Source organism: Hyalangium minutum, assembly GCF_000737315.1.
GTDB lineage: Bacteria > Myxococcota > Myxococcia > Myxococcales > Myxococcaceae > Hyalangium > Hyalangium minutum.
On sequence record NZ_JMCB01000023.1, the window covers coordinates 23,602 to 44,666 of the forward strand.

At 67.9% G+C, this 21,065-nt stretch carries 17 protein-coding genes; 7 read left to right on the forward strand and 10 right to left on the reverse strand.

Going from position 1 to position 21,065, the window contains the following annotated elements:
- Window positions 1–45: 45 nt before the first annotated feature.
- The 3 genes from gcvP to gcvT all read right to left on the reverse strand — a co-directional run bounded on the left by gcvP (window position 46) and on the right by gcvT (window position 4,543).
- The gene (gcvP, locus tag DB31_RS38700; RefSeq protein WP_044197751.1) at window positions 46–2,940 is read right to left on the reverse strand and encodes an aminomethyl-transferring glycine dehydrogenase; all 2,895 of its coding nucleotides are present in this window, start codon (window positions 2,938–2,940) and stop codon (window positions 46–48) included.
- Between the two features lie 90 nt (window positions 2,941–3,030).
- Window positions 3,031–3,426, reverse strand: a complete 396-nt coding sequence (gene gcvH / locus DB31_RS38705) for a glycine cleavage system protein GcvH (protein ID WP_044197753.1) — start codon at window positions 3,424–3,426, stop codon at window positions 3,031–3,033.
- A 31-nt stretch (window positions 3,427–3,457) separates the two neighbouring features.
- Complete coding sequence (gene gcvT / locus DB31_RS38710; RefSeq protein ID WP_044197755.1) at window positions 3,458–4,543, reverse strand: glycine cleavage system aminomethyltransferase GcvT; 1,086 nt, start codon at window positions 4,541–4,543, stop codon at window positions 3,458–3,460.
- A gap of 99 nt (window positions 4,544–4,642) precedes the next feature.
- Between gcvT and metF the strand changes: the two genes are divergently transcribed.
- Window positions 4,643–5,515: a methylenetetrahydrofolate reductase [NAD(P)H] gene (gene metF / locus DB31_RS38715; protein ID WP_044197757.1), complete on the forward strand. Its 873-nt coding sequence runs from the start codon at window positions 4,643–4,645 to the stop codon at window positions 5,513–5,515.
- Complete coding sequence (locus DB31_RS38720) at window positions 5,512–5,940, forward strand: hypothetical protein (protein ID WP_044197759.1); 429 nt, start codon at window positions 5,512–5,514, stop codon at window positions 5,938–5,940. The genes metF and DB31_RS38720 overlap by 4 nt, the downstream gene beginning before the upstream one ends.
- A 4-nt stretch (window positions 5,941–5,944) precedes the next feature.
- On the opposite strand, the gene DB31_RS45650 is transcribed toward DB31_RS38720, so the two are convergent.
- The 3 genes from DB31_RS45650 to folD all read right to left on the reverse strand — a co-directional run bounded on the left by DB31_RS45650 (window position 5,945) and on the right by folD (window position 10,056).
- Entirely contained in the window at window positions 5,945–8,092 is a 2,148-nt protein-coding gene (locus DB31_RS45650) for a PAS domain-containing sensor histidine kinase (protein WP_052420589.1), read from the reverse strand.
- A 128-nt stretch (window positions 8,093–8,220) separates the two neighbouring features.
- On the reverse strand, window positions 8,221–9,162 hold the full coding sequence (locus tag DB31_RS38730; RefSeq protein WP_044197761.1) for an ADP-ribosylglycohydrolase family protein: 942 nt from the start codon (window positions 9,160–9,162) through the stop codon (window positions 8,221–8,223).
- A 48-nt stretch (window positions 9,163–9,210) separates the two neighbouring features.
- Entirely contained in the window at window positions 9,211–10,056 is an 846-nt protein-coding gene (folD, locus tag DB31_RS38735; protein WP_044197763.1) for a bifunctional methylenetetrahydrofolate dehydrogenase/methenyltetrahydrofolate cyclohydrolase FolD, read from the reverse strand.
- 50 nt (window positions 10,057–10,106) lie between these two features.
- Between folD and DB31_RS38740 the strand changes: the two genes are divergently transcribed.
- From DB31_RS38740 to DB31_RS38755, 4 genes are read left to right on the forward strand one after another with little or no spacing between them, the layout of a single operon-like run.
- Window positions 10,107–10,919 (forward strand): TerB family tellurite resistance protein, encoded by an 813-nt coding sequence (locus DB31_RS38740; RefSeq protein WP_157232380.1) that lies wholly within the window; start codon window positions 10,107–10,109, stop codon window positions 10,917–10,919.
- 41 nt (window positions 10,920–10,960) lie between these two features.
- Window positions 10,961–11,641, forward strand: coding sequence for a Smr/MutS family protein (locus DB31_RS38745; protein ID WP_044197766.1), 681 nt, complete (start codon window positions 10,961–10,963; stop codon window positions 11,639–11,641).
- A gap of 36 nt (window positions 11,642–11,677) precedes the next feature.
- Window positions 11,678–12,673: an amidohydrolase family protein gene (locus DB31_RS38750; RefSeq protein ID WP_044197769.1), complete on the forward strand. Its 996-nt coding sequence runs from the start codon at window positions 11,678–11,680 to the stop codon at window positions 12,671–12,673.
- A gap of 30 nt (window positions 12,674–12,703) precedes the next feature.
- Window positions 12,704–13,783 (forward strand): quinone-dependent dihydroorotate dehydrogenase, encoded by a 1,080-nt coding sequence (locus tag DB31_RS38755; RefSeq protein WP_044197771.1) that lies wholly within the window; start codon window positions 12,704–12,706, stop codon window positions 13,781–13,783.
- Between the two features lie 394 nt (window positions 13,784–14,177).
- Here the strand turns inward: DB31_RS38755 and DB31_RS38760 are convergent, their stop codons facing one another.
- The gene (locus DB31_RS38760) at window positions 14,178–15,131 is read right to left on the reverse strand and encodes an SDR family oxidoreductase (RefSeq protein ID WP_044197774.1); all 954 of its coding nucleotides are present in this window, start codon (window positions 15,129–15,131) and stop codon (window positions 14,178–14,180) included.
- A 116-nt stretch (window positions 15,132–15,247) separates the two neighbouring features.
- Here DB31_RS38760 and DB31_RS38765 point away from each other — a divergent pair, with 116 nt between their 5' ends.
- Complete coding sequence (locus DB31_RS38765; RefSeq protein ID WP_044197776.1) at window positions 15,248–16,303, forward strand: helix-turn-helix transcriptional regulator; 1,056 nt, start codon at window positions 15,248–15,250, stop codon at window positions 16,301–16,303.
- On the opposite strand, the gene asnB is transcribed toward DB31_RS38765, so the two are convergent.
- From asnB to DB31_RS38780, 3 genes are all read right to left on the reverse strand, one after another.
- Complete coding sequence (asnB, locus tag DB31_RS38770) at window positions 16,279–18,306, reverse strand: asparagine synthase (glutamine-hydrolyzing) (protein WP_075306441.1); 2,028 nt, start codon at window positions 18,304–18,306, stop codon at window positions 16,279–16,281. The genes DB31_RS38765 and asnB overlap by 25 nt on opposite strands.
- A 323-nt stretch (window positions 18,307–18,629) precedes the next feature.
- Window positions 18,630–19,781 carry a glycosyltransferase gene (locus DB31_RS38775; protein ID WP_044197778.1) on the reverse strand — a complete coding sequence of 384 codons (1,152 nt, stop codon included), beginning with the start codon at window positions 19,779–19,781 and terminating at the stop codon, window positions 18,630–18,632.
- Window positions 19,771–21,060, reverse strand: coding sequence for an O-antigen ligase family protein (locus DB31_RS38780; protein WP_044197779.1), 1,290 nt, complete (start codon window positions 21,058–21,060; stop codon window positions 19,771–19,773). The genes DB31_RS38775 and DB31_RS38780 overlap by 11 nt, the downstream gene beginning before the upstream one ends.
- Between the last annotated feature and the right edge of the window lie 5 nt (window positions 21,061–21,065).

Consider the following 21,065-nt stretch of genomic DNA (forward strand, 5'->3'; position numbering starts at 1 on the left):
TCGCGGAAGAGACGGCCTCGGTGCTTCACGAGAGAACAGGCACGGCTACGCCGCCTTCGGCGGCACCGGCTCCATGTACTCCTCAATCGGCGGGCACGAGCACACCAGCTTGCGATCGCCCAGCACGTTGTTCAGGCGCCCCACCGCGGGCCAGAACTTGCCCTCGTGCACCCACTTCGTCGGGAAGGCCGCCTTCTCGCGCGAGTAGGGCCGGTTCCACTCGGGCGCCGTGATGACGCGGGCCGTGTGCGGCGCGTTCTTCAGGACGTTGTTGTCCTTGGGCGCCTTGCCCTCCTCGATCTCGCGGATCTCCTCGCGGATGGCGATCATCGCGTCGCAGAAACGGTCCAGCTCCGCCTTGGACTCGCTCTCCGTGGGCTCGATCATCAGGGTGCCCGCGACCGGGAACGACACCGTGGGCGCGTGGAAGCCGTAGTCCATCAGCCGCTTGGCCACGTCCTCCACCTCCACGCCCGCCGTCTTCTTCAGGTGGCGCAGGTCCACGATGCACTCGTGAGCCACCCCACCCTGCTTGCCCCGGTACAGCACCGGATAGTGCGGATCGAGCCGCTTGGCGATGTAGTTGGCATTCAGGATCGCCATCTTCGTCGCGCGCGTGAGGCCCTCACCGCCCATCATCTGAATGTACGTCCACGAGATGAGCAGGATGCTCGCGCTGCCCCACGGCGCCGCCGAGATCGCACCAACCCGGTCCGTGCCGCCCAGGCCAATCACCGGGTGACCCGGAAGGAACTTCACCAGGTGCGGCGCCACGCAGATGGGGCCCATGCCTGGACCGCCACCGCCATGCGGGATGCAGAACGTCTTGTGCAGGTTGATGTGGCACACGTCCGCGCCGAGCTGCCCCGGCTTCATCAACCCCACCTGCGCGTTCAGGTTCGCGCCGTCCATGTACACCTGGCCGCCGCGCTCGTGGATGAGCGAGGTGATCTCCTTGATGCCCTCCTCGAACACGCCGTGCGTGGACGGGTAGGTCACCATCAGCGCCGCGAGCCGCTCCTTGTGCTCCTCCGCCTTGGCGCGCAGGTCCGGGATGTCGATGTTGCCCTGCTCATCGCACTTGGTGACGACCACGCGGTAGCCCGCCATCACCGCCGACGCCGGGTTCGTCCCGTGCGCCGACTGCGGAATAAGGCACACGTCCCGGTGCCCCTGGCCACGGCTCTGGTGGTACGCGCGAATCACGAGCAGGCCCGCGTACTCGCCCTGGCTGCCCGCGTTGGGCTGCAGCGAGCAGCCCGCGAACCCCGTCACCTCGGACAGCATGCTCTCCAGCTGCTCGAAGATGACCTTGTAGCCCGCGGCCTGCGAGGGCGGCGCGAACGGGTGCAGCCCGCCGAACGCCGGCCACGTCACCGGGATCATCTCCGCGGTGGCGTTGAGCTTCATCGTGCACGAGCCCAGCGGGATCATCGAGTGCGTGAGCGACAGGTCGCGCGACTCGAGCCGCCGGATGTAGCGCAGCATCTCCGTCTCGGAGTGGTAGCTGTTGAAGACCGGGTGCGTCAGGTACGCGCTCTGGCGGCGCAGCCCCGCCTCCAGCGGGCTCTCCAGGTTCGCACCCAGCTCGTCCAGCGTGGCGCCCAGCGTCTTGCCCGCCGAGAACGCGCCGAGGATGGCCTCCACGTCGGCCGCGCGCGTCGTCTCATCCAACGACACGCCGATAGAGCGCTCGTCGATGCGACGGAAGTTCATCCCCTTGGACTCGGCCGCCGACAGCACCGTCCGCACCTGGGCCGAGCTCAGCTCCACGCTCAGGGTGTCGAAGTACTGATCGTGGCGAGGCTTGAAGCCCAACCGCGTGAGCCCCTGGGCCAGCAGCGCCGTGAGCCCGTGCACCCGCTCCGCGATCGCCTTGAGTCCCTGGGGCCCGTGGTACACGGCGTACATGCCGGCGATGACGGCCAACAGCACCTGCGCGGTGCAGATGTTGCTCGTGGCCTTCTCGCGGCGAATGTGCTGCTCGCGCGTCTGGAGCGCCATGCGCAGCGCGCGGCGGCCCTGAGCGTCCTCGGACACGCCGATGAGGCGGCCGGGCATCATGCGCGTGTACGCGTTCTTCGTGGCGAAGAAGCCCGCGTGCGGACCGCCGTAGCCCATGGGCACGCCGAAACGCTGCGCGCTGCCCACCGCCACGTCCGCGCCCAGCTCGCCCGGAGGCGTCAGCAGCGTGAGCGCCAGCAGATCCGTGGCCATCACCAGCAGCGCACCGGCCGCGTGCACCTTCTCCGCGAACGCGCGGTAGTCGAACACCCCGCCATCCGTGGCCGGGTACTGCACCAGCGCACCAAAGTACTTCTTCGCGCCCAGATCCACCGTGCGGTGGTCACCGACCACCACCTCGATGCCCAGCGGCGCCGCGCGCGTGCGCACCACGTCGATCGTCTGCGGGTGGCAGGCCTCGGACACGAAGAAGGCGCCGTCCTCCTCCCCTTTCACGTGCAGGGCCAGGGCCATGGCCTCGGCGGCCGCGGTGCCCTCGTCCAGCAGCGAGGCGTTGGCCACCTCCAGCCCCGTCAGCTCCATCACCATCGTCTGGAAGTTGAGCAGCGCCTCCAGTCGGCCCTGGGCAATCTCCGCCTGGTACGGCGTGTACTGCGTGTACCAGCCCGGGTTCTGGAAGATGTTGCGCAGGATGACGTTCGGAGTGTGGGTGTCGTAGTACCCCATCCCGATAAAGCTCTTGGATCGCTGGTTCTTCGCCGCGATGGCCTCGAGCTGCGCCAGCACCTCGTGCTCGCCCTGGCCCGCCGGCAGCCGCAGCGGCTCCTTGGAGCGGATGGCCTGCGGCACGGTCCGGTCGATGAACTCTTCCAGCGAGCTGACGCCCAGCACGGCCAGCATGGCCTTGAGCTCATGCTCATCCGGGCCAATGTGCCGGCCAACGAAGGATTCCTGATATTTCCAGTTAAGAGACATAATGGTCCAGCGCTCGAAGGCAAGAGAGAGCCACGGCCGTACCTAACAGCCGGAGGTCGCCGCTTCATTGCATGGGGGCAGCCTGGCCGCCTATCCCTCTTGTTCTTGTTTGATGAGGTCAGCGTAGGCCGCGGGGCTCAGGAGCCCATCGATGTCCTTGGGGGAGGAAGGCTGGAGCTTGATGATCCACCCATCGCCGTACGGCTCCTCGTTGACGAGCTCGGGGGAAACCTCGAGCTCAGAGTTGACCTCCACCACCTTGCCGCTCACCGGGGCAAACAGCTCGGAGACCGCCTTGACGGACTCGACGGTGCCAAAGGAGTCTCCCGCCTCGACGGTCTTCCCTACCGTGGGCACATCCACGAAGACCACGTCCCCGAGCTGGTTCGACGCGAACTGGGTGATGCCAACCACGGCCACTCCATTGTCAACGCGGATCCACTCGTGCTCCTGGGTGTACTTCAGGTTCTGAGGCACGTCAGCCATAGGGAACTCCTCTTGCGCTAGGGGGAGAAACTCAGGGCTTCTTCCAGAAAGGCGTCTTGACCACTTGGGCGGTCACGGGCTGGCCGCGGATCTCCACGTCGAACGTGGAGCCCTCGGCCGCCAGCTCGGTGGGCACGTAGCCGATGCCAATGGGCTTCTTCACGGAGGGCCCCATGGTGCCGCTCGTCACTTCACCCACGCGCTGGCCGTTCTTGAGGATGGGGTAGCCATGGCGGGGAATACCGCGGCCCGTCACCTCGAAGCCCACCAGCTTGCGCTTCACGCCTGCGGCCTTCTGCTTCTCGAGGGCTTCCTTGCCAATGAAGCCGCCCGGCTTGTCGAGCTTGACGATCCAGCCCAGGCCCGCCTCCAGCGCGGTGTGGGCGTCGTCGATGTCGTTGCCGTAGAGCGCGTACTTCATCTCCGTGCGCAGGCTGTCACGCGCCCCGAGACCGCACGGCTTCACGCCGTCCGTCTGCCCTTCCTGCAGCAGCGCGTTCCATAGCTTCTCCGCGTCGTTGGGGGCGCAGTACAGCTCGAAGCCGTCCTCGCCGGTGTAGCCGGTGCGGGAGATGATGCACTTGACGCCCGCCACCTCACCCTCGGTGAAGCGGTAGGTGCCCACCTTGGACAGGTCCGCCTTCGTCAGGCGCTGCACCAGGCCGGGGGCCTTGGGGCCCTGCACGGCGATCTGCGCGAAGTCGTCGCTGCGGTCCACGGGCTTCACACCCTGGGCGCGCTCGCTCATCCACGCGAAGTCCTTCTCGCGGTTGGAGGAGTTGACGCAGACGAAGATGTGCTCCGGGGAGAAGCGGTAGGCCACCACGTCATCCACGAAGGTCCCCTGCTCGTTGAGCAGGCCCGCGTAGACGGCCTGGCCGTCCGCGCACTTGGCGAGATCGTTGGAGATGAGCCGGTTGGCCGTCTCCAGGGCGCCGGGCCCACGGAACTCGACCTCGCCCATGTGGGAAACGTCGAACAGGCCCACGGCGGTGCGGACGGCCTCGTGCTCCTCGATGATAGAGGAGTACTGCACGGGCATGTCCCAGCCCACGAAGTCGACCATCCGGGCGCCCAACTTCCGATGGGCCTCGTTGAGGGGCGTGCGCCGGGCCATGAGTCTCTCCTCTTGCGGGGGTGGGAAAAAGGCGGGCGGACTATAGCCGCGCACCTCTTCCAATCAAGGCATTCGGGAACGGTCTACACTGGGGCTGATATGAAGATTCGTAATCGGTTGAATCCATCCAACCCCTGTTTCTCCTTCGAGTTCTTCCCGCCGAAGACGGACGAGGGCACCGCGAACCTGCTGAGGACGCTGGAGGATCTGGCGCCGCTGGAGCCCGGCTTCGTCTCCGTGACGTACGGGGCGGGCGGCAGCACGCGGGACCGGACGATCGAGCTGGTGACGCGCATCAAGCAGACCACGGGCATCGAGGCCATGGCGCACCTGACGTGCGTGGGGCACACCCGCGAGGAGCTGCACGACGTCCTCCAGAAGCTGAAGGAGGCCAAGGTCGAGAACGTCTTGCCGCTGCGCGGCGATCCGCCCCAGGGACAGAAGGAGTTCGTGCCCACACCGGGGGGATTCCGGTACGCCTCGGAGTTGGTGAACTTTGTCCGAGAAGAGGATTTCACCTTCTGCCTGGGTGGGGCGTGCTATCCGGAGGGCCATGTGGAGACGGCCTCTCGCGATGACGACCTGCGTCACCTCAAGGCCAAGGTGGACGCGGGGCTGGACTTCCTGATCACCCAGCTCTTCTTCGACAACGCCTTCTATTTCGACTTCGTGGAGCGGGCCCGCCGGGCGGGCATCAACGTTCCCATCGTTCCGGGGATCATGCCCATCACCAACTACGAGCAGGTGCAGCGCTTCACCCGCCTGTGCGGGGCCACGGTGCCCATGCGACTGGGCCTGCAGCTGGAGCGCGTCAAGGATCAGCCGGAGTCGCTGGTACAGCTCGGGGTGGCGCACGCCACGGTGCAGTGCATGGAGCTGCTGGCGCGCGGCGTGCCGGGCATCCACTTCTACACGCTCAACAAGTCCCCGGCGACGCGGATGATCGTGAGCGCGCTGAGGGCCCGCTCATGAGTGGTCCCGGGCTCGACCTCCCCAAGGACGATCCGCGCTACCGGGCGCTGAGACTGGTGCGAGCCCCCGCCTTCCTGCTGCTGTGCGTGGGGACGCTGAACCTCGTCTTCTGCGTCCTGGCGCTGGTGTCGGCCGGTCTGATCGCCTCGGGAGCGGTGACGCTCTCTCCAGAGATGACGGCCTCGCTGAAGGAGTACTCGCTGGCGTCCTTCCTGCTGCCGGCCGTGGCCGCCATCATCTGCGGGATCCTGTCCGTGTGGGGCGCGCTGAGCGCGCTGAACCTGCGCGGCTGGGGCCTGGCCATGGTGGGTGCCATCACCGCGTCCTTCTGCCTGTCACCCACGGTGTGCGTGGGCATTCCCGCCACGTGCTGGCTGATGTTCATCCTCAGCCGCCCGGACGTGCGCAAGGGGTTCATGTCCTGAGCGCTCAGGCGCCTCGGGGCAACTGCACGGTGAAGGTGGTGCCGTCAGCATCGGTGGACCGGACAGCCACCGTGCCACCGTGCGCGCGGACAATCTGCTCGACGATGTAGAGCCCCAGCCCCACGCTGCGGCCCGAGCTCTGGCCGTCCTGGGTCCCACGCTTCATCGCCTCGAAGATGTGGGGCAGCAGCTCCGGAGGGATGGGCCGGCCAAGGTTGTGCACCTCGACCACCACCGTCTGCGGCTCGGCCCGCGTGCTCACCTTCACGGGCGTGCCCGGAGGGCTGTAGCGCAGCGCGTTGGAGACGAGGTTGCTCACCACCTGGGCCAGCCGGTCGGGATCCCACTCCCCTTCCCCGTCTCCGCTCTGGCTCACCTGGAGATCGCGCTCCGGCCATGCGGCCTGGAGCTCCTCCAGCACCTGCCGAGTCACCTCGTGGATGATGGCGCGCCGGCGCTGGATCCGGATGCCCTCGCCCAGGCGTGCCTGGGTGAAGTCCAGCAGATCCGCGATCAGCCGCGTGGCGCGCTCCGCGCTGGAGAGGATGCGCGAGGCGCCCTTGAAGGCCCGCTCGGCCAGTCCCTCCTGCTTGAGCAGCATCTGCGCGGACATGAGGATGGCGCTCACCGGGTTGCGAAGGTCGTGGCTGACGATGCCGATGAGCTGTTCCTCGAACTCGGCGCGGCGGCGCGCCTGCTTCTCGAGCGCCTCGGCCCGCTGCCGCGCCCAAACCAACTCCGTCACGTCCACCGCGTGCGTGAGCAGCCCGTCCACACGGCCCTGGCCGTCGTGGAGCGGCTGGTAGACCACGTTGAGGAAGGCCTCCTCCAGCTTGCCCTCTTCCCGGCGATCCAGGAGCACCGGGTACTCGTGGCCCACGAAGGTCTGGCCGGTGCGCATCACCTGCCAGGCGACCTCCACGAAGCGCGAGTAGCGCGACATCTCCGGCAGGGCCTCCTGCAAAGTCTTACCGACCAGCCCCGTGCGGCCCGCGAACTTCTCGTAGAGCGGGTTGGTGAACTCGAGCACCAGATCCGGGCCGCGCATGATGGCGATGGCCGCGGGCGCCTGTGTCACCAGGGAGTGCAGACGGGCGCGCTCGGTCTCCGCGTCGGCCCGCGCCTCCTTTTCACGCTCCAGCAACCGCGCGTTCTGGAGCGCCAGACCCGCCCGGTCTGCCAGCTCCTCTAGGAACACCAGATCCGTGGGGCCAAAGGGCTTGCCCGAATCCTCCCGCTGCACTTGCAGCGTACCGATCACGTGCCCATACACCCGAAGCGGAACCACCATCATGGTGAGAGGGGTGTAGCGCTCAGTATAGGCGCGGTGAGTGGCGGGGAGCGCTACCAGCAACTCCTCTCGGGAGACGCGGGGCAGCAGCAGCGACTGGCCCGTGCGAACCACCATCCCCGAGAGGCCCTCGCCCACGGGGTGCCGCCCCGTGTCCACCAGCTTCTCGAACTCCTTCCGGGCCTCGGAGTCCGCGTGGTACGCGGCCACAGGCGTCACGTCATGGCCGTCGTCCGACAGCAGCGAGAGCGAGCACGCCCCGTCGATGATCGTCGCCACCATGCGGACCACGGCGTTGACGACGCTCCGCAGATCCGCGCTCGCCTCGGCGAACACGTGAGAAGCCTCGGCGAGGATGAAGAGGCGCTGGGCAGCTGCCTCGGCCTCCCCTCGGGCATGGCGCTCGCGCTCCAGCAGCTCGTCGCGCTGCTGCTCCGCGCGCCGCTGGGCCCGGAGATCCTCGACATAGATAAAGGCCCCCACCGTGACCGAACCATGGCGCACCGGGTGGTAGCTGGTGCGGGAGAAGCGCGGCTCGCGCGGTGTGCCCGCCGACTCCCACTCGATCTCGACGTTCTCCAGCGGAAAGCCCGTCAGCAGCACGTGCTCGATCCGGCGGACGATCGCCTGCGTCGCCTCGGAGTCCTCTGGGAGCACCTCATGAATTTTCCGACCCAGGTGGAGCTCGGGCGACAGGCCGTTCATCTCGCAGAGCGCCTTGTTCACGCGGACATAGCGCAGCTCTGTGTCCACGATCCCAATGCCGATCGGGGCATGCCACAGCGCGTCGAGCCCCGCGAGAGCGGCACCCGCTGCCTGATCCTGCCAGGGAAGTGAGGAGGCGATAGAGAAGGCGCTCACGTGAGGGTCCAGAATTGACCCCAACTCTTAGCACTCACCCTTTTTTTGACTCCCCACCCCCGGCTACCCCGTCCGCTTTCCGACAGCCCTTGTGTTCAGCCTGCCATCTCCCCAAGCAAGCGCGGCGCTCAAGTGTTCTGGATCCGCTGGATCAGCGCCGTGAGCATCGGCTCGACGAGCTCCTGGCCTCGCAGCGCCGTGCGCCACCGCTCGGGGAGGGCCTTCACGCCGTCGCGAATTCCGGCAATTCCCCCCGCTACGGCGGCGGTGGTGTCCGTGTCGCGCCCAAGCGCCACCGCGGCCTTCACCACGCCCTCATAGGAAGCTTCCGACCGCACGCAGTCTCGGGCGGAGAGCAGGCAATCAACCACATACCCAGAGCCGGTCCCTGGCTCTGGCCGCTCCGGGCGGATCTGAAGCTCCAGCTCCGAGCGGGCCTCCAGCCCTTCGGGGTACAGCTGCCGGAAGGTGGCCAGCGCCTCTCCCCACGGATCCGAAGCGCCCTGCAAGGTCCGCCGAGCCCAGAGGCAGTACACCGCGCAGCAGATCTGGGAGCGCAGGTGCCCGTGGGTCACCAACGACTGGCGCATGGCCTCGTACACGAGCGCCTGATCCGTCCCCGTGTGCCAGAGCGCCAGCGGCAGCACCCGCATCAGCGAGCCGTTCCCATTGTCCCGCTCGCCCTTGGGGCCGGACAGGAGCGCGGGCGTCCCCGCTCGGAAGGTCTGGAGCGCACTGCGGGTCTGAATGCCGACGTCGAAGACCTCGAAGTCCACCGCCATGTAGCCCAGCTCGAGCCAGTTCCAGAGGCGACGCCCCAGGTCCTCGGGGTCCAGCATGTCCCGGTATTGCAGCGAGGCCAGGAGGCACAGCGCGTGCGCCCCATCGTCTGACCACGTGCCGGGAAGAACACTCGGGTGCGCACGATGGAACCCCGCGGGCGGCTCGAACTCGATCTGCTCCCGCGGGGGAATCTGCTGCGGCGGGTGGAACTCGTACGGGACGCCCAGCGCGTCACCAATCAACAGCCCGTAGAGCCCTCCTGCGATCCGCTCTTCCCGTGTCGGCATGGCACGCCGCTCCTCTCTCGACAGGCTCGGGCTTCCCGCTCCAGATGGCTACACGCCGCCCGTGGCGGCCAGCAAGGTGTTGCGCATTAGCATGGCGATCGTCATGGGGCCCACACCGCCAGGCACTGGAGTGATGGCCGAGGCCCGCTGGGACGCGGCCTGGAATGCCACATCCCCCACCAGCTTTCCGTCCGCCTTGCGGTTCATGCCCACGTCGATCACCACCGCGCCGGGCTTGATCCAGTCGCCCTGAATGAGCTCGGGCACGCCTACCGCGACGACGAGGATGTCCGCCTGAGCCACCTCGCGTGGCAGATCGCTCTTGCGGTGGCAGATCGTCACGGTGGCGTCCTTCTGGAGCAGCATCAGCGCCATGGGCTTGCCCACGATGTTGCTGCGCCCCACCACCACGGCCCGCTTCCCCGAAGGGTTGCAGCCCACCTCCTCCAGCAGCCGCATCACCCCGGCCGGTGTGCACGGCCGCAGCCCTGGCCTCCCGAGCGACAGGTTGCCCGCGCTGATCGGGTGGAAGCCGTCCACATCCTTCTCGGGCTTCACCGTGGAGATGATCAGCTCCGCGTCGATGTGCTTCGGCAGGGGTAGCTGGACGAGGATACCGTGAACCGCCGAGGCGTCATTGAGCCTGCGCACCTGGGCCAGCAGCTCGTCCTGGGAGATGGACGCGTCAAAGTGGTGCTCCCAGGAGCGGAAGCCCACCTCCTCGGCCGCCTTCTTCTTCCCGGTGACGTAGATCTTCGAGGCGGGATCCTCGCCCACCCGGACCACCGCCAAACCGGGGATAAGGCCTCGGTCCGCCTTGAGGCGCGCCACCTCCACCTGGACCTCCGCCCGGACCCGCGCCGCAATCGCCTTGCCATCAATCAACTGAGCCATAGCGCGGCGGACTCTATGTCAAACTGGGGGCTGGAAGGGGTGAGGCAGCCGTGGCGCCAGGAAAAGTGCTCGGAGCAATGCTGGGGTTGATGCTGGGTCTCTGGATCCGGGAACCCTGGGCCATCGTGCTCTTCCTGATCGCCGGAGGCGTGGTGGGCCACTTCTATGACAACGCCCACGCCCTGCCCCCGGTGGACCCTATCGAGGGGCTCGAGCCCGACCCCTTCCTGCGCGAGCCCCCCTCGGCCCCGGTGTCGCGGGAGCAGCTCGACGCGCAGGCCCAGGAGCACTTCGCCCGCCACCTGTGCGCCCTCTTCATCGAGGTGGCCCGGGTGGATGGAAACGTGTCGCGCGAAGAGGTGCGCGTGGTGAAGGAGTACTTCCAGAACGAGCTGAAGTATGGCCCCGAGGCGCTGGACACCGTCCGCATCTACCTCAAGGAGTTCCTCGAGAAGCCCCCCACCCTGGACGAGTCCATCGCAGCCTGCCGGGACGAGCTGCCCACCAGCGATCGCCTGCTCCTGGTGGACACGCTGTACCAGCTGGGGCTCGTGGACGGAGCCCTCCAGCGCTCCGAGCAGGAGAGCCTGCGCCAGATCGTCAAGGGGCTGGGCCTCACCGAGGAGGACCGGCGCGCCATCACCGCCCGCTACCTGGGTACGGGTGATACGCACTACGCGCGGCTCGGCCTCAACCCGGGGGCCTCGGATGCCGAGGTGAAGCGCGCCTACCGGCAGCTCGCCGCGGCGCACCACCCGGACCGCGTCTCCCACCTGGGCGCTGGAGCGGTCGACCAGGCCACGCGCCGCTTCCAGGAAATCCAAGACGCCTACGAGATGATTCGACGCCTGCGAGGACTGTAGCGGGCGGTTAAACCCAAGAGACCCGGTACCCGGGGAGAGACATGAGCAACCGCAACGACCCGCCCAAGAAGAAGGAACCCGAGTTCCACAACAGCCCCTTCAAGGACGCGCTCAAGCCCCTGCAGAAGAAGCCGCCTGAGCCCTCCCAGAAGAAGGCCCCGCCTCCACCTCCCGCCAAGAAGAAGCCCGCGCGCGAGGAGGATGACGCGGCGCTCTTCTACGCGGCCATGGATGGCGTGCAGCAAATCACCCATAGGGGCGAGGCCCCCGCGCCCAACCCCCGCCTGCCCGAGATCATCGACGAGAACGCCGAGGCGCTCGCGCAACTGTCGGAGCTCGTCTCGGGCCAGGGCGATTTCGAGTTCACCGGCTCGGACGAGTTCATCGAGGGCGCTCACCCCGGCACGGATCGCAACCTGCTGCGAGCGCTGCGCCGCGGCGACTTCTCCATTCAGGGCCGCCTGGACTTGCATGGCAAGACGCAGGCAGAGGCCCGGGACGCCGTGGAGCGCTTCCTCAGCGACAACCGCCGGGCCAAGAAGCGGTGCGTCTTGATCATCCACGGCCGAGGTTTGCACTCCAAGGATCAGCTCCCCGTGCTGAAGGACTGGCTGAAGGGGTGGCTGAGCCAGAAGCGCATTGGGAACATGGTGCTGGCGTTCTCCAGCGCCCGTCCTCAAGACGGGGGAGCAGGCGCGGTGTACGTGCTCCTGCGGCGGTAGCTGGACGGCCGGGCGGCACTGTGCATACATACCGCCATGGCTCGCGACCTCATTGATCTGCACATTCATGTTGGCAGCGCCGTAGCGCCCCACATCCTCTGGTCCATCGCGCATCAGCAGGGCTTCAAGCTCCCCGTCAAAAACTACTTCGACTTCGTGGAGCTGATCACCTCGCGCCCCGGCAAGGTGGGAAGCCTCGAGGACTACCTGAAGATCATGCACACGTGGACGGAGAAGATCCAATCGTCCCCGAGTGCCATCGAGCGCTCGGTGTACGAGGTGATCGGCAAGGAGTACCGCAGCAGCCGGGTGACGCAGATCGAGCTGCGCTTCAACCCGATGAAGCGCAACCTGAACTCCGAGCTGGACCTGGACCACATCATCCACGCGGCGCTGCGCGGCATGGATCGCGCCATGCTGGAGTACGACGTGAAGGCGGGCCTCATCTTCTGCCTGGCGCGCGAGTTCGAGCACCCGCTCAACGCCATCCTGGTGGAGAAGGCGATCAAGTACCGCACGCGCGGCGTGGTGGGCATCGACCTGGCGGGGACGGAGAAGAACGCGCTGGAGCTGCGGCCTGAGGTCGTGGCCCAGTACGAGGACCTGTTCGATCGGGCTCGGCGCGGCGGGCTCAAGTGCACGGTGCACACCGGTGAGACGAAGGGCACGGGGGCCGAGGGCGTGGTGGCCGTGGTCGAGCGCCTGAAGCCGCACCGGATTGGCCATGGCATCCGGGCCGCCTACGACGAGGCCGCGATGAAGCTGCTGCGGGAGCGCGATGTGGTGCTGGAGCTGTGCCCCACGTCCAACCTGCACACCAAGGCGGTCGAGGGCCTGGACGAGATGCGGCACATCATCAAGACGTTCTGGGACCGGCGGGTGAAGTTCACCATCAACACGGATGGCCCTTACCTCTTGGAAACAGACATGCGCCGGGAGATCGAGCTGGTGGAGCGCAACGGCATCCTGACGCCCGAGCAGGTGGACCAGACGCTGTCGTGGGCACGGCAGCACTCGTTCATTCCCAGCTGACGGTCCGGGCCCCTCGTGTAAAAGGGGCCCATGTACCGACTGTTCCGCTCGCTCCTCTTCCAGCTGGCCCCGGAGAGCGCGCATCGCCTGGGCATGTGGGGGCTGCGCGAGCTGGGGATGTCGCAGGAGCTGTGCCAGTCGCTGCGCGCCCGAGCGCTCCGGAGCGTGACACCGGAGCTGGCCACGGAGATCGCGGGCCTGCGCTTCGAGCATCCGCTCGCGCTGGCCGCGGGGCTCGATAAAGACGCGGAGGCGGTGGAGGGCCTGTTCGCGTGTGGCTTCTCGGCGGTCGAGATCGGCACCGTCACGCCGCGTCCCCAGCCGGGCAACCCGAGCCCTCGCCTCTTCCGGCTGCCGGAGCACCGAGCCCTGATCAACCGGATGGGGTTCAACAACCACGGTGCGGCCGTGGCGGCGGCGCACCTGCGAGCCCTCACCTGGCGCCCTGCGCCGCTGGGCGTGAACGTGGGCAAGAACAAGGACACGCCGCTGGAGCGGGCCGTGGAGGACTATGTGGCGTGCGTGGACGCACTGGCGCCCCTCGGGGACTACGTGGTCGTCAACGCGAGCTCGCCCAACACGCCAGGCCTGCGCAAGCTGCAGGAACCCGAGCAGCTCACAGCCCTGCTGCGCGCGGTGAAGGAGCGCCTGGAGAAGGTGGCTCCTGGCAAGCCGCTGTTCCTGAAGATTGCTCCAGACCTGACGCCCGAGGCCGTGGACGAGGTGGTGGATGTGGCGCGGGCGTGTGGGCTCTCGGGATTGATTGCCACGAACACCACGGTGGCCCGTCCCTTCGAGCACCCTCTGGCGAAGGAGGCCGGTGGGCTCTCAGGCGCTCCGGTCCGCGAGCCGGCCAACGCCGTGATTCGCCGGGCGTGGCAGCGCAGTGGAGGAGCACTGCCCATCATCGGCGTGGGCGGCGTGTTCACCGCGCAGGACGTCTACGAGAAGCTGCGAGCGGGCGCCTCGGTGGTCCAGGCCTATACCGGGTTCATCTACGAGGGACCGGACATGGTGCGTCGGATCGTCCAGGAGTTGGGCGCCCTGCTCGCCCGGGACGGCTTCCGCTCCGTCCGCGAGGCCGTGGGAGCCGACCACCGACGCAGCTGAGCTCTCCGCTCGGCGCCTGCACGATGTTCACCCGGGCGCTCTGGGCCCAAAGGGCTTCGCGGTGTACCAGTCCTCGTGAGGGCTCCACTGGTGACAGCGGAGGCAGCAGGTGTTGCGCCACTGCCGTCCACAATCCGGGCAAAGCCCCGCAGTGTCGAAGGTGTTCCACAAACATCCGCACCGGCATGCCCACAGGTCCGACTTGCGAGGGCGCCAACCACACTTCGGGCAGCGGATGCGTCCACCGCCGGTGGCGTCGTCGAGGCGCTCCTCCTGCTTCACGCCCCCGCTCTTGTCAGGCTCTTCGGAACCTCGCTTGGCTTCCTGCCGGAGAACCGGCTCTGGGTGAGGGCAGAACACGCCCTGATTCTGCCACGCTCTCCCCTGCCCCACCTCACTCCTTGGGCCAATCCGGGTAGGCAATCTCCATCAGCCCATTTGTCCAGGACTCGTACGCCGCCTTGTCTGCCACGGTGTAGGGCCGCCCGAACTCCTGAGGGAAGAACGTGCCCCAGTCTGGCTGGCTCCCATCCTCGTCCTTGAAGCCGTACTCCTTTGCCAGCTCCCATGAACTGTAGACGCGCCCGGCCTTCTCACCCACCTTCGGATCCGCCGCCAGCGCCGCCACCGCCCGGCCTACGTAGAACGGCGTCTCCGAGGCGATGAAGTGCGGGACCTTGGCCACCGCATCCCGCCAGTTCGCCTCTGTCACCCCAAAGCCCTCCAGCATCGCCTCCGAGCGCAGAAAGCCCGGCGTCACCGCCAGCGATGTGATCGGGTGGCGCCGAAGCTCCCACGCCATGGTGAAGGCCAGGCGGATGACCGACATCTTCACGAGATCGTAGAAGAGGTTCCCGCGGTATCCAAAGGTGTCCCCGTCCGTGATCTCGACGATGAGCCCCTGGTTCCGCTCGAGCATCAACGGCACCGCGTACCGGCTCGTGAGGATGTGCGAGTAGATCGCCTGGTCGAGCATCCGCCGCCCCTTCTCGGCATTGAGCTTCCAGAACGGCAGGCTGAACTCCGTGAGCTCGTCGCCTCCCCAGACGTCGTTGACCAGCACGTCGAGCCGGCCCTGCTCCTTCTTCACCCGCTCGAACAACGCCGCCACCTCGGACTCGACCGTGTGGTCCGTCCGTACCGCGATCCCTCGGCCGCCTCGTTGGTCGACCAGCTCCGCCGTCTCCTCGATGGTCTCGGGTCGGCTGCCGGTCGCGGGCTTGCCTCGAACACTGCGCCCCGTGCAGTACACCGTGGCTCCCGCCTCCCCGAGCATCATCGCGATCCCTCGTCCGGCTCCCCGCGTGGCTCCCGCGACCAGGGCGATACGTCCCTCCAGTGGCTTCATGGCTCTCCTCCGAGACCGTGGGTGGTGCGCGCTTCCTCCGCGCCGGTCATGTCCGCACCCTAGCTGCCGATTCCTGACATCTTGTGTCAGGATTGTGCGCGTAACCTCTGGCCACCATGCGCGCGGATCGACTCATTCAACTGCTCATGCTGCTGCAGACCCGGCCCCGCTGGACCGCAGGGGAACTTGCCCAGCGCCTCGAGGTCTCCGAGCGCACCATCTACCGCGATCTCGACGCGCTCTCTGCCTCCGGCGTGCCGGTGCTCGCGACCCGTGGCCCCACGGGTGGAGTGTCTCTCATGGAGGGTTGGCGCACGCAGCTCACGGGCCTCACTCGCGAGGAGGTCCACGCGCTGGCCACTGTCGGCACCCCGCGCCTTCTTGAGGATCTCGGCCTGTCCGCACCGCTGCGGAGCGGGCTCGTGAAGCTCGCGGCTGCGCTCCCGTCCCTCCAGCAGTCTGTCATCGAGTACGCGCGCCAGCGCATCCACGCTGACCCGTCCTCCTGGTTTGCCGAGCGCGAGCCCGTTCCTCACCTCGCCGTGCTGCGCGATGCCGTCTGGCAGAACCACCGCGTCCGGCTCGACTACCGGGACTTCGACGGCAAACCTTCCAAGCGCGTCGTGGACCCGTACGGACTCGTCATCAAGGCCGAGCGTTGGTACCTCGTCGCTGGGACCGAGCGTGGGCCCAGTGTCTTCCGGGGCGCTCGCATCGCCGAGGCGCGCCTCCTGTCCGAGACGTTCGTGCGGCCCGAGCGCTTCGATCTGCCCACGTTCTGGAAGGAGTGGTGCTCGAAGTTCGCGGAGCGCCGCGCGCAGTACGAGGTCACCCTCCGATTAGCACCCGACGGAGCAGAGGCCCTCCGGCACATCCGGCCCCCCAACGATCAAGCCCGCATCGCCGAGGCCCGCCGCGCACGAGATGGCACGAAGACGGTCACCATCGACTTCGAGCGAGAGAGCATCGCCCTCTCGCAGCTCTGCGGCCTCGGGCGCGGCGTCGAAGTGCTCGCCCCCAAGGCCCTGCGAGATCGGCTGCGGACGATTGCCGCCGACCTCCAGGCCCTCTACGGCTCACACTCGCCCGCTTCCACACGACAAGCGCCCGCCCCCGAAATCATGGGAGCCGGCGCTCGGAAGCCCTCTCAGAAGACGCTGTCCCCGGGCTGAGCGCCCTCGGCCGTCATGCCCGCGGGCGTGGACTCCTTCCAGGAGCTCCGAGCCCCCGGCGCGGTCCCCGGCACCGTGGTCCGGGTCGACGTCGAGTCGAACACATCCGACGCCGTGACTGCGGCCTTGCTCGCAGCCTGGACCGGAGCCTCCGTGCCCAGGTAGCACTGCGCCCAGTTCTCCAGGCACCAGAGCGCGAAGACCTCCTCGGTGCGATCCTGGCCCGAGCGGTGCTGATCGAGCAGCCGCTCCACCGTGGACGCCGGGAACAACGACCGGCACGCGCTATCGGAGGCCAGCAGTTCCTCGCGCAACTGCCCGTGGAGCTGGTTGCGCAGCCACGAGCCCGTCGGCACCGGGAAGCCCCGCTTCGGGCGGTGGAGGATCTCGTGCGGCAGCTTGCCCTCCATGCCCTGCCGCAGCAGGTACTTGCCCACCCAGCCCTTCAGCTTGAGGTGGTCCGGCATCGACCAGCAGAACTCCAGCAGCTTGTGGTCGAGGAACGGCGTGCGCAGCTCGATGGACGCCGCCATCGACATCTTGTCCGCCTTGATCAGCAGATCATCCGGCAGCCAGGTCTTCACGTCCGAGTAGAGCATCCGCGACAGCGGGCTCAGCCCCTGCGTCCGCTCGTGCAGCGGATGGAGCCGATCCACCGCGTGCGGGCCCGGCAGCCCCCGGATCATCTCCTCCAGCAGCGCCTCGTCCGAGAACGCCCGCGACACGCCCAGGTAGCGCGTCTCGAAGGGCCGCCCCAGCCACTGCAGGTACTTGCGCACCTTCGCGTCCTTGACGAGCCGGGACAGCCCCGCCGACGCATAACCCGCGAACGGCACCCGGTGGATCTGCTCCATCACCAGCTGTTTGGCGTAGATCGGGTAGCCCGCGAGCAGCTCGTCCGCGCCCTCGCCCGAGAGCACCACCACCACGCCCTCCTGCCGAGCCCGCTCGGACAGGTAGTAGAGCGGGATGCACGCCGCATCCGCGATCGGCTCGTCCAGGTGCCACGCCAGCCGGGGCATGAACTCGCTGAAGCCCTCGGGCGTCAGCATCACCTCATGGTGCTCGGTCTTCAGCGCCTCGGCCGCGATCCGCGCGTAGTGGAGCTCGCTGCTCGGATCGCCCTCGTAGCCCGCCGAGAAGCTCTTCAGCGGCGCCGTCACGTTCTGGCGCATGGCCCACGTCACCGCCGTGGAGTCCAGGCCGCCCGACAGGAACACGCCCACCGGCACGTCCGCCATGAGCCGGATCCGCACCGACTCCTCGAACAGCTGGAGGAACTCCTCCTGCGCCTCGCTCTCCTTGACGTGCTTCCGCTGCGGCTGCGACAGCGGCACATCCCAGAACGGCCACACCGTCACTTCACCGTCCTGGAACCGCAGGCAGTGGCCTGGCTGCAGCCGCTGGATGCCCTTGAAGAGCGTGGCAGGCCCCGGCACGTAGCGCAGCGCCAGGAACGCGGGCAGCTGCGCGCGATCCAGATCCCGCTTCACCCCCGGCGAGGCGAACAGCGCCTTCACCTCGGAGGCGAACACCAGATCCCGCCCCACCCGCGTGTAATAGATCGGCTTCTTGCCCAGCCGGTCCCGGGCCATGAAGAGCACCTGGCGCTTCGCGTCCCAGATGGCGAAGGCGAACATGCCGCGCAGCTTCTCCGGCAGCCGCTCGCCCCACTCCTCCCAGCCGTGCGTCAGCACCTCGGTGTCGGAGCGCGTCTTGAAGACGTGGCCCTTGGCCTCCAGCTCCGCCTTCACGCTGAGGTAGTTGAAGATCTCTCCGTTGAACGTCACCTGGACGTCCGGCGTGCAGCCCGCCAGCGGTTGAGCCCCACTCGCCAGATCGATGATGGAGAGCCGCAGGTGCCCCAGCGCCACCCGGCCGCCTTCCCAGACGCCTCGGCCGTCCGGCCCTCGGTGCGTCATCCGATCGCACATGGCGTGGACCCACCGCCCCTCGCTGCGGCCCTGAGCGTCCGCAGCGACCCTGCCCGCAATCCCACACATGTGATGCGCTCCCTCGTCCGAGCCTGCTGGCCGCGGAATCTAAGAATGAGATCCACTGACGGGAAGCTGGGGGGACTGGCACCGCACTCGAGGCTCAGAGGCCGTGCCGTCACCGCACAAAAAATAAGGGCGCCCGCCGGCCCCTTGGAGTTTGACCGGCGAGCGCCCTGGGTCTCGGCCTCATTGTGCCGATCCCAAGATTTTCAGTCCTAGGTCTACCGCTGTGAGAAGGGAGCTCAAGTTACAGCTCCGTCTCATGCCCTGGACTCGGATACTAAGATATTCCCGTCAAACCATCAAATCAAGCTTTTCTTTGGTCCCCGTTACATCGAGGGCCTCGCCACGCTCCGGTACAGCGCGTCATGACGCTCCACAAGGCGCTCCAAGGAGAGCTCGCGCCTCACGAACTCTCGAGCGGCCGCGCCCATGGCCTGGGCCTTCTCGGGGTTCTCGATCATGAAGCGGAAGGCCTCCGCGAGCTGCTCGGGGTGCTCGGACTGCACCAGCCGGCCGCGCTCGCCGTCGACGATGAGATCCGGGTTGCCGCCCACTGCCGTCACCACCATGGGCAGCCCCGCGGCCATGCCCTCCATCACCGCGTTGGACATGCCCTCGGCCGTGGAGGCGAGCACGCCCAGGTTCGCCCGAGCGTAGATGGCCGGCACGTCCTGGCGGCGGCCCACGAAGTGGATGCGATCCGCCACGCCCAGCTCCGCCGCCTTGGCCTCCAGCTCGGGGCGGCGCGGGCCGTCACCCACCAGGTACGCGTGCAGTTCCAGGCCCTCGTCCCGCAGCTGGGCGATGGCCTGCATCACGTCCTCCTGGCGCTTCACTGGGTGGTTCATGTTCGCCACGTGCGCCACCACCGGCGCGCCGTTCGTGTCCGGCAGCGGCGCGTGGAGCCCCTCGCGGGCCCGAGCGTCAAAGCGCGGCAGATCCAGCCCGTTGTGGATGACGCTCACGCGCGAGGCCGGCAGGCCCTCCTGCTCTACCACCATGCGCCGGATGGCCTCCGCATTGGCCACCACGTGGTCGGCCATGGCGGTGAGCTCCGCGAGCGCTGCGTGGCGGACAGGCCCCAACCAGTGCGCCAGATCCAGGCGGCCGACGATGACCTTCACCCCGGCCAGCTTCGCCGCGGGCACCACCAGCATCGTCGAGTAGAAGTCGTGCACGTGCACCAGCTCCACCCGGTTCTGCCGGAACCAGCGCGCCATCCGGAGGATCTGCCAGCCCGTGTTGGGCCGCATCAGCGAGCCGGTGAGTGGGAACTCCTCGGGGGTGTAGCCCAGCCCCCGGAGCGTATCCGACAGAGGCCCTGCGTCCTCCAGCACGGACACCTGCAGCTGGTAGCTGCTCGGCAGCCCTCTCAACAGCTCCAGCACCTGCACCTCGGTGCCGCCAATGTGAAACGACCGGGTGAACTCCACCAGGCGAATGGGCGCCTCGCCCATTGCCTCCGCCTCACGCCGCATGCCCAGACCCCTCCCAGGCCGCCGACGAGCCCCTGCCCGCCGCCGGCACCCGTTGCACCACCTTCGCCGCGGCCTCCGCACGGGCCATCGCAATCCGGTGCGCACTCGCTGCCATGCCGAACAGCACGTAGAGGTGCGCAGACAGGATGTAGCCCGAGAAGAGATCGCACACGAGATAACCCGCCATGGACGCCGACAGGGCCCGCCCCAGCCACCCCATCTGGCTGTCCTTGGAGCTCGCGAAGGCGCCGCCCGTGGCACCTCCCGCGAACACCAGGAAGCAGAGCAGGCCGACGAAGCCCATCTCGCCAATCACATCCAGGAAGACGTTGTGGGCCACGTACGCGTGCGTGGCCTCCGGCGGCGCGTAGAAGGGCCACGCGTAGCGGAACGCGCCCACACCCACACCCAGCAGCGGACGGTCCAGGCTGATGCGCGAGGCCACCTGCCACGCGTAGACACGGCCCATGGCCGAGGCGTCCTGGTGGAACTCCGTCACCGTCTCGTTGCGCTGCCAGAAGCTCTGGGGCGCGAACACCACCAACCCCACCACCAGCAGGGCGCCCACCACGATGGCCTGCATGCGCCGCTTCTCGCGGAAGGCCCACACCGCCATGGCCACCGACAGGCCGATGAAGCCACCGCGCGAGTGGCTCAGCACGATGGCCACCACCGCCAGGCCCGCCGCCACACCGCACAGCGCGCGCAGCACCCAGCCGGACTCCTTGCGCGCCAGGAAGGCCACCGCCAGCGGGACCACGAGCCCCACGTTCATGGCCATGTGGTTCGGGTCCGCGTACACGCCCACCCACCGGGCCCGGTAGCCCTCCACCAGATCCACGCCCGTGTTGTACCAGTCGATGACGCCAATCGACGTCACGATGGAGGCGAGCACCACCGCACCGCACAGCACCGCCAGCCGTTTGCCCGAGGTGACGACGTTGATGATCGTCAGATAGATGGCCGTGAGCTTGATCAGCTCCAGACTCGTGGAGCGCGTCACGTCCGGATTCACCGACCACGTCACCGACGCGAACGCCAGCCCGGAGAAGATCAGCAGCGCCACGCCTCGCACGCCGTCGAAGAAGAGCGGCTCCGCCTTGCCCAGCCGCCTCAACGCCATGAGCCCCGCCGCCAGCGCCGAAGTCACCAGCGCGAGCCGCAGCGGATCGAACACCGGGATCCACTCACCTGGCGCCGTGTACACGACCACCGCAAAGGCAGTCAGCGCGTAGAACGCCAGGACGTCCCGCTGTTGGCCCTGCTCCCCCACACCCATACCGA